The organism is Streptomyces sp. FH025, assembly GCF_017427025.1.
Lineage (GTDB): Bacteria > Actinomycetota > Actinomycetes > Streptomycetales > Streptomycetaceae > Kitasatospora.
Window position 1 is genome coordinate 1 of the sequence record NZ_JAFLNG010000459.1, and the last position, 6,290, is coordinate 6,290.

At 73.2% G+C, this 6,290-nt stretch carries 4 protein-coding genes and 1 pseudogene; 1 reads left to right on the forward strand and 4 read right to left on the reverse strand.

Annotated elements, in window-relative coordinates; translation table 11 throughout:
* Positions 1–296: pseudogene (locus J0670_RS26705) on the reverse strand (hypothetical protein); the annotation flags it as partial.
* Between the two features lie 57 nt (positions 297–353).
* Positions 354–2,774: a DUF6049 family protein gene (locus J0670_RS26710; protein WP_207814232.1), complete on the reverse strand. Its 2,421-nt coding sequence runs from the start codon at positions 2,772–2,774 to the stop codon at positions 354–356.
* A gap of 416 nt (positions 2,775–3,190) precedes the next feature.
* On the opposite strand from J0670_RS26710, the gene J0670_RS26715 reads away from it, so the two are divergent.
* Complete coding sequence (locus tag J0670_RS26715; RefSeq protein ID WP_207814235.1) at positions 3,191–4,615, forward strand: CCA tRNA nucleotidyltransferase; 1,425 nt, start codon at positions 3,191–3,193, stop codon at positions 4,613–4,615.
* Positions 4,616–4,675: 60 nt separating this feature from the next.
* Here J0670_RS26715 and J0670_RS26720 read toward each other — a convergent pair whose 3' ends face one another.
* Positions 4,676–5,752 (reverse strand): hypothetical protein, encoded by a 1,077-nt coding sequence (locus J0670_RS26720; RefSeq protein ID WP_207814233.1) that lies wholly within the window; start codon positions 5,750–5,752, stop codon positions 4,676–4,678.
* A 35-nt stretch (positions 5,753–5,787) separates the two neighbouring features.
* Positions 5,788–6,290, reverse strand: a 503-nt coding sequence (locus J0670_RS26725; RefSeq protein ID WP_207814234.1) for a hypothetical protein, incomplete at its 5' end; no start/stop codon positions are given.

Below are 6,290 nucleotides of genomic sequence, written 5' to 3' on the forward strand. Positions count from 1 at the left end.
GGGGGCGAGAACGAGGCCTGCGGGGCGTACGGGGCCGGCGGCACCGGCGTCGGGAAGCCGCCGCCCTGCGGCGGCAGCTGCGGCGGCACGTCGTACGCGGTGGCCGGCGGCTGCTGCTCGACGGGCCGGGCGGCCCGCAGGCCGTACGGGTCCTGGCCGTCCTGCGGGTTCCCGTACGCGTCGGCGTACGGGTCCTGGGCGTAGGTGTCGGCCACGTACCAGTCGCCGGACGGCGACTCGGCGCCCGGCCGGCTCTCACCGCGGCCCGGCGGCCGCTCCTCGCTGCGCCCGGTCATGTCACCTCTTCGCTGTCGTGGGGGAGGCCGGCCCGGCGGTGCGGGTGGTCGGCGGTATCAAGGACCAACCTTCTCATCACCGGCGGCCCGATTCCGGCCATCCGGGCTGCTGGCGCGCGGTGTCTGCGCGGGATCCCCTTCGGCGGACTCCTCCGCCGGGGCGTCCGGCCCGGCCTCGGAGGCGTCCCCGCCGCCGTCCGGCGCCGGGTCGTCCCCGACCGGCTGGTCGCCGTCCTCGTGGGGCTGCCCGCCGCGGCGCTTGCGCTGGCGGACGAAGCGCAGCGCGGCCAGCAGCAGCAGGACGCCGGCGCCCGCGAAGACGTACAGCACCCCGTTGGTCACCGAGGTGACCTCCACCCGGAACACCTGCGCTTCGCCGTACTTCTGCGGGTCGGGGCCGGTGGTCCACAACTGGGCGGTCATGGTGACCTTGCCGTTGTTGCGCGCCTCGGCCGGGAACCGCAGGGTGACGCTCTGCGAGGCCGGGAGGACCAGCTCCTCGGCCTTGCCCACCCACACCCTGTTCGGCTGGGTCGAGGTGAGCACCAGCTTCAGGTTGGTGACCGTCTGGGTGAGGTCGTTGCGCACGCTGACCTGGAGCTGGCCGGTGTTCCCGGCCAGGGTGACGGCCGTCTTCGGCGGCACCTTGACGGCTTCGGTGAGGTCCTTCAGGTACTTCGTGACGCCCTCGCGGTAGGTGCCGCCGGCCTCCGGCTGGGCGCGCCACTCGGTGGACAGCGAGCGCACCATGGCGGCGCTGAACGGGCCGCGCACCCGCTGCGGCAGGGTGAGCACCCGCATCAGGATGTCCAGGTTGTGCTGGATGTCGTCGGTGCTGCTCAGGTCGGCGGCCGTCAGCTCGGAGGCCCGGGCCTGGGTCGGGTAGTCGGCGGGCGCCGGGACGGTGGTGTTGGCCTTGGGGTCCGGCGCGGACTGGGCCAGCGCGTCCAGCTTCACCGGGGTCGTCCACTTGTCGGCCGCCTGCAGCGCGCCCGCCAGCACCTTGGCGCTGCCGGCGGTCAGTTCGCGCGGCGGCATGATCAGCAGGCCGCGCTGGTTCTGCGGCTGCTCGTGGGTGATCGCGAAGGTCTCGGCGAGGAAGCGCTGGGCCGCCTCGGTCTGTTCCTGCGGGGTGCTCAGGTCGTTCTGGAAGAGCGCGGAGACCGTCTCGTCGGCGACCACGGCGTTCTGTCCGTTGCCGATCGGGCGCACCGCGGTGGCGGTGTAGTTCACCGAGTCCGGCTCCGGCATGCTCGCACCGTTGACCAGCAGCAGGCCGCTGCCCGCCTGCCGGGCGATGCCGGCGATCTGCTGGTCGAGGTGGCCCTGGTACGGCCAGGCCACGTCGGAGCGGGTGTCCACGGACAGCCGGCCCTCGACGGTCAGCCGGCCGGCGGTGGCCGCCTTGTTCAGGGCGGTGCCCATCCCGGCGAGGTCGGAGCCGTTGTGGGCGATCGAGGCGAGGTCGGGGTCGGCGTACGGCAGCGCGACCACCTGGCCGCCCGGCTTGGCGACGGCCGCGCGCAGCTTGTCGAGCCAGGCCGCGGCGGCGGCCTGGCCGGAGCCGGGGACGGTGTTGTCCTCCTTGGCCGCCTTGCCGGAGTTCTCCGTGCCCGGCTTCTGCACCCGGTACTTGCCGGTCATCGCGAACGCGGTGTCCAGCAGGTCGGGGTCGACCACCCAGGTCAGCCCGGTGAGTTTGGAGCCGGTGTCCACCAGTTCGTACAGCCGGCCGCCCGGGGCGAACTCGGTGGCGAGGCTGTCGTCGCGCAGCACCGGGACGGTCTGGTCGTTGTCGGCGGCGGCGGTCTGCGCGGCCAGCACCGGCGCGTGCACCAGCGGCCAGAGCGTGGTGACCTTCGTCGGCTGGGCGTCGGCGCCGCCCGGGTTGTACGGCAGGAAGGTGCGGGCGATGCCCAGGGCCCGGTCGCGCCCGCTGTCGGCGGTCGTGCCCCAGGCGTCCACCGCCAGTTCGTAGACGCCGCTGTCGGACAGCCCGAGGTCGCTCACCGCGACGCTCAGCGTGTACGACTGGCTCTGGCCGGGGTTCAGCTCCGGCAGGGCGTACTGCGGGCTGTCCAGCTCCACCCCGTCCCGGTCGCTGGGCGTGGAGCGGGTGGCCACCGAGGCCAGCTCGCTGCGCCGCTGCAGCGGCTTGCTGGAGACCGGCTTGCGCACGGCCGCGTGCGCGCCCTTGACCGCCGACCTGCCGGCGTTGGTGACGTGCCCGGTGATGGTCACGGTGCCGTTGGGGACGGCCACCTGCGGGGTCACCGACTCGATGCTCAGCGCCACCGGGTACTCCGCCGTGGTCGCCGCGTCGGCGGCCGGGCGGACGTTGCCGCCGGCCGGCAGCGCCGTGGCGGGGGCGGCCGTGAACAGGGTCAGGGCGGCCGCGCAGGCGGCGGCGAAACGGCGGGCCAGGCGGCCGCTCCGTCCGTCGGCGGACTGTTCGGCGGGCTGTTCGGCGGGGCCCACGGCCCGTCCAGGCTGTCGGTGCGCCCCCAGGCCCGAGTGCCGTGCCGGCTCACTCACTCGTTTCCGCCCTCGCCGTTCTCGATCGCTCGCTGCTGATGCTGTCCGTAGGGCGCTGTCGCCCGACGTTCCCCGCTCGACGTTCTTCGCCTGACGCCGTTCACCGCGCTGCCGCCGCGGAGGTTTCCTCCGACGTGGCGGCGCGCGGCACCGCATCCCCTGTCCGGTGCCCGAGACTCGTCCACCGGCATGGTAACGATCCAGCCCGGCGTGCAGTGTTGCGGGCTGTGGGGTGAGACGCCCAAAACGCGCGGGCGGTTGACCTGCCGGGGCACGTACCCTTGTGAGCCGTGTCCACTGCCAATGAGTCCACCGCGCACACCGACCGTTCGAGCACCGCCGTCCAGGTCGTCCCAGGCCTGAGCGAGGCCCAGACCCTGGGGCTGCAAGAGCTGCTGCGGGTGTCGCCGGTCGCCGACGAGATCGCCCGCCGGTTCCAGGCGGCCGGTCACCGGCTGGCGCTGGTCGGCGGCTCGGTCCGGGACGCTCTGCTCGGCCGGCTCGGCAACGACCTGGACTTCACCACCGACGCCCGCCCGCAGCAGGTGCTCAAGCTGGTCAAGGGCTGGGCGGACGCGGTCTGGGACGTGGGCATCGCGTTCGGCACCGTCGGCGCCCGCAAGGACACCGCCGAGGGGTCCTTCCTGATCGAGATCACCACCTACCGCTCCGAGGCGTACGACCGCACCTCGCGCAAGCCCGAGGTGACGTACGGCGACACCATCGAGGAGGACCTGGTCCGCCGGGACTTCACGGTCAACGCGATGGCCGTCGACCTGCCCGGCCGCGGCTTCGTCGACCCGCACCACGGCCTGGAGGACCTGGAGGCCCGGGTGCTGCGCACCCCCGCCACCCCGGAGGAGTCCTTCTCCGACGACCCGCTGCGGATGATGCGGGCCGCCCGTTTCGCCGCCCAGCTGGACTTCGAGCCAGCGCCCGAGGTGGTCGTCGCGATGACGGAGATGGCCGAGCGGATCACCATCGTCTCCGCCGAGCGGGTCCAGGCCGAGCTGAACAAGCTGCTGCTCGCCAAGCACCCGGTGAAGGGCCTGCGGCTGCTGGTCGACACCGGGCTGGCCGACCACGTGCTGCCGGAGCTGCCCGCGCTGCGGCTGGAGCGCGACGAGCACCACCGGCACAAGGACGTCTACGAGCACTCGCTGACCGTCCTGGAGCAGGCCATCGACCTGGAGCAGGACGGCCCGGACCTCACCCTGCGGCTGGCCGCGCTGCTGCACGACATCGGCAAGCCGCGCACCCGCCGCTTCGAGTCGGACGGCCGGGTCTCCTTCCACCACCACGAGGTGGTCGGCGCCAAGATGACCCGCAAGCGGATGCGCGAGCTCAAGTACTCCAAGGAGCTCACCGAGGACGTGTCGCGCCTGGTCGAGCTGCACCTGCGCTTCCACGGCTACGGCGGCGGCGAGTGGACCGACTCCGCGGTGCGCCGCTACGTCACCGACGCCGGGCCGCTGCTGGAGCGCCTGCACAAGCTGACCCGCTCGGACTGCACCACCCGCAACCGCAAGAAGGCGGCGGCGCTGTCGCGCACCTACGACGGCCTGGAGCAGCGGATCGGGGAGCTGAAGGCGCAGGAGGAGCTGGACGCCATCCGCCCGGCGCTGGACGGCAACGAGATCATGGAGCTGCTCGCCGTCAAGCCCGGTCCGGTGGTCGGAAAGGCGTACAAGCACATGCTCGAACTCCGGCTGGAGCACGGCCCGATGGAGCATGACGCGGCGGTCGCGGCGCTGCGCGCCTGGTGGGCCGAGCAGCAGGGCTGAGCCCGCACACGACGCGAGGGGTGGTCCGGACGCCGGACCACCCCTCGCGCGTGCCCGGGGTCACTTGAGCTGCTTCAGGCAGAGCACGTAGTCCAGGACCGGGAAGCTGGGGTGCTTGCTGATGTACCAGCTGTCCGACTTCGGCTGCTTCTCGCAGACCTTCTCGTCGGAGGTGGTCAGGTACTTGAAGACCACCTTGTACTGCGCCTTCGCGTCGGTGCAGGGCAGCACGGTGACCTTCGGGTGGGTGTCGGTGGTCTCGCTGGTGCCGTTCTCGTTGCGCAGGCAGTCGCCGGCCTTGGCCTCGTCCACGCGGTCCGCGGAGTCGGTCGGGGTGGTGACCGGCGGCAGCGTGATGCTCGGCAGCGGCGGCAGGGTGAAGGTCGGTGAGGGGAAGACCGGCGGGGTGTAGGTCGGCAGCGGCGCCGGCGAGAAGGTGTGCGGGGTGGGCGAGACCGAGGACGACGAGACCGGGGTGTTGTTGTCGTCCTTCGGGCCGAGCACACCGGTGGCGGCCAGGAGGACGGTGACCGCCAGGGAGAGCGGCAGCAGCAGCATGGCCGTGTGCGGGCGCCGGCTCAGCGGGACGCCCGGGTCGAGCTGCGGGCCGTGGGTGCCGGGCATCGGCGGCGGCAGCCGCTTGATCTTCCCGTTGGCGCCGAGGTTCATCAGCAGGGTGATCGGGGTCAGGATCAGCGACGCCCAGCCCCACCAGCCCTGGACGAGCGTCCGGGCGGACATGTCGCGCACGGTGGCCGTCCCGCAGGTGAGGCAGAACGGGCCGGGCATCCGCAGCATCCGGTACCAGAGCACCAGGCCCTGGTGGCCGCGGACGTTGACGTCCACCGCCGGGAAGCCGCCGCAGAAGCGGCAGTGCGGCCCGTCCACCGGGGCCGGTGGCGGGTACCCGTAGCCGTAGCCGGGCGGCTGCGCGCCGTACGGCGGGCCCGGCGGCGGGGCGGCCGGGTAACCGTAGCCGGGCGGCGGCGGGGCGCCGTACGGGTTGCCGGAGGCGTACGGGTTGCCGTCGCTCGGCGGTGGGGCGTACGGGTTGCCGCTGCCCGGCGGCGGGCCGTAGGGGTTGCCGTCGCCCGGCGGCGGGCCGTACGGCATCTGGGGCGGAGGCGGAACGGACAAGAGGTCCCCCGGAGAAGGAAGTCGGTGGAACGGGGTCAGTACGTCTTCACCGGCGGCTTGCCGGTGGTGGTGGGCGCCAGCGGGCCGAGGCAGAGCACGTACCGCTTCGTGTTCCAGCGGCGGCCGCTCTTGCCCGAGACGGCTGTGGTGGTCTGCGGCGTCTGCCGGCAGCGGTTCACGTCGGTGGTGTCGGTGAACTTCGACAGCACTCGGTAATTCGCTTTGGGGTCAGTGCAGTTGAGGATCTCCACGGTACGGGAGCCGGTCGCCCGGACGCAGTCGCCGGGCTTGGCGCTGCTGACGCTCGGGCCGGTCACGAAGTAGCCGACGGCCAGCGCGAGGCAGCCGCCGACCGCGCCGACGATCCTCAGCCTGGACCGCAGGCCGCGCTTGCCGGCGGGCGCCGCGGCGGGCTGCGGGTATCCGTACGGACCGGCGGGCGGCTGCTGGGCGGCGTACGGGGGCTGCCCGTACGGCTGCTGCCCGTAAGGCTGTTGGGGGTACGGCGGCTGGGCGTACGGCTGCGGCGGCACCTGCG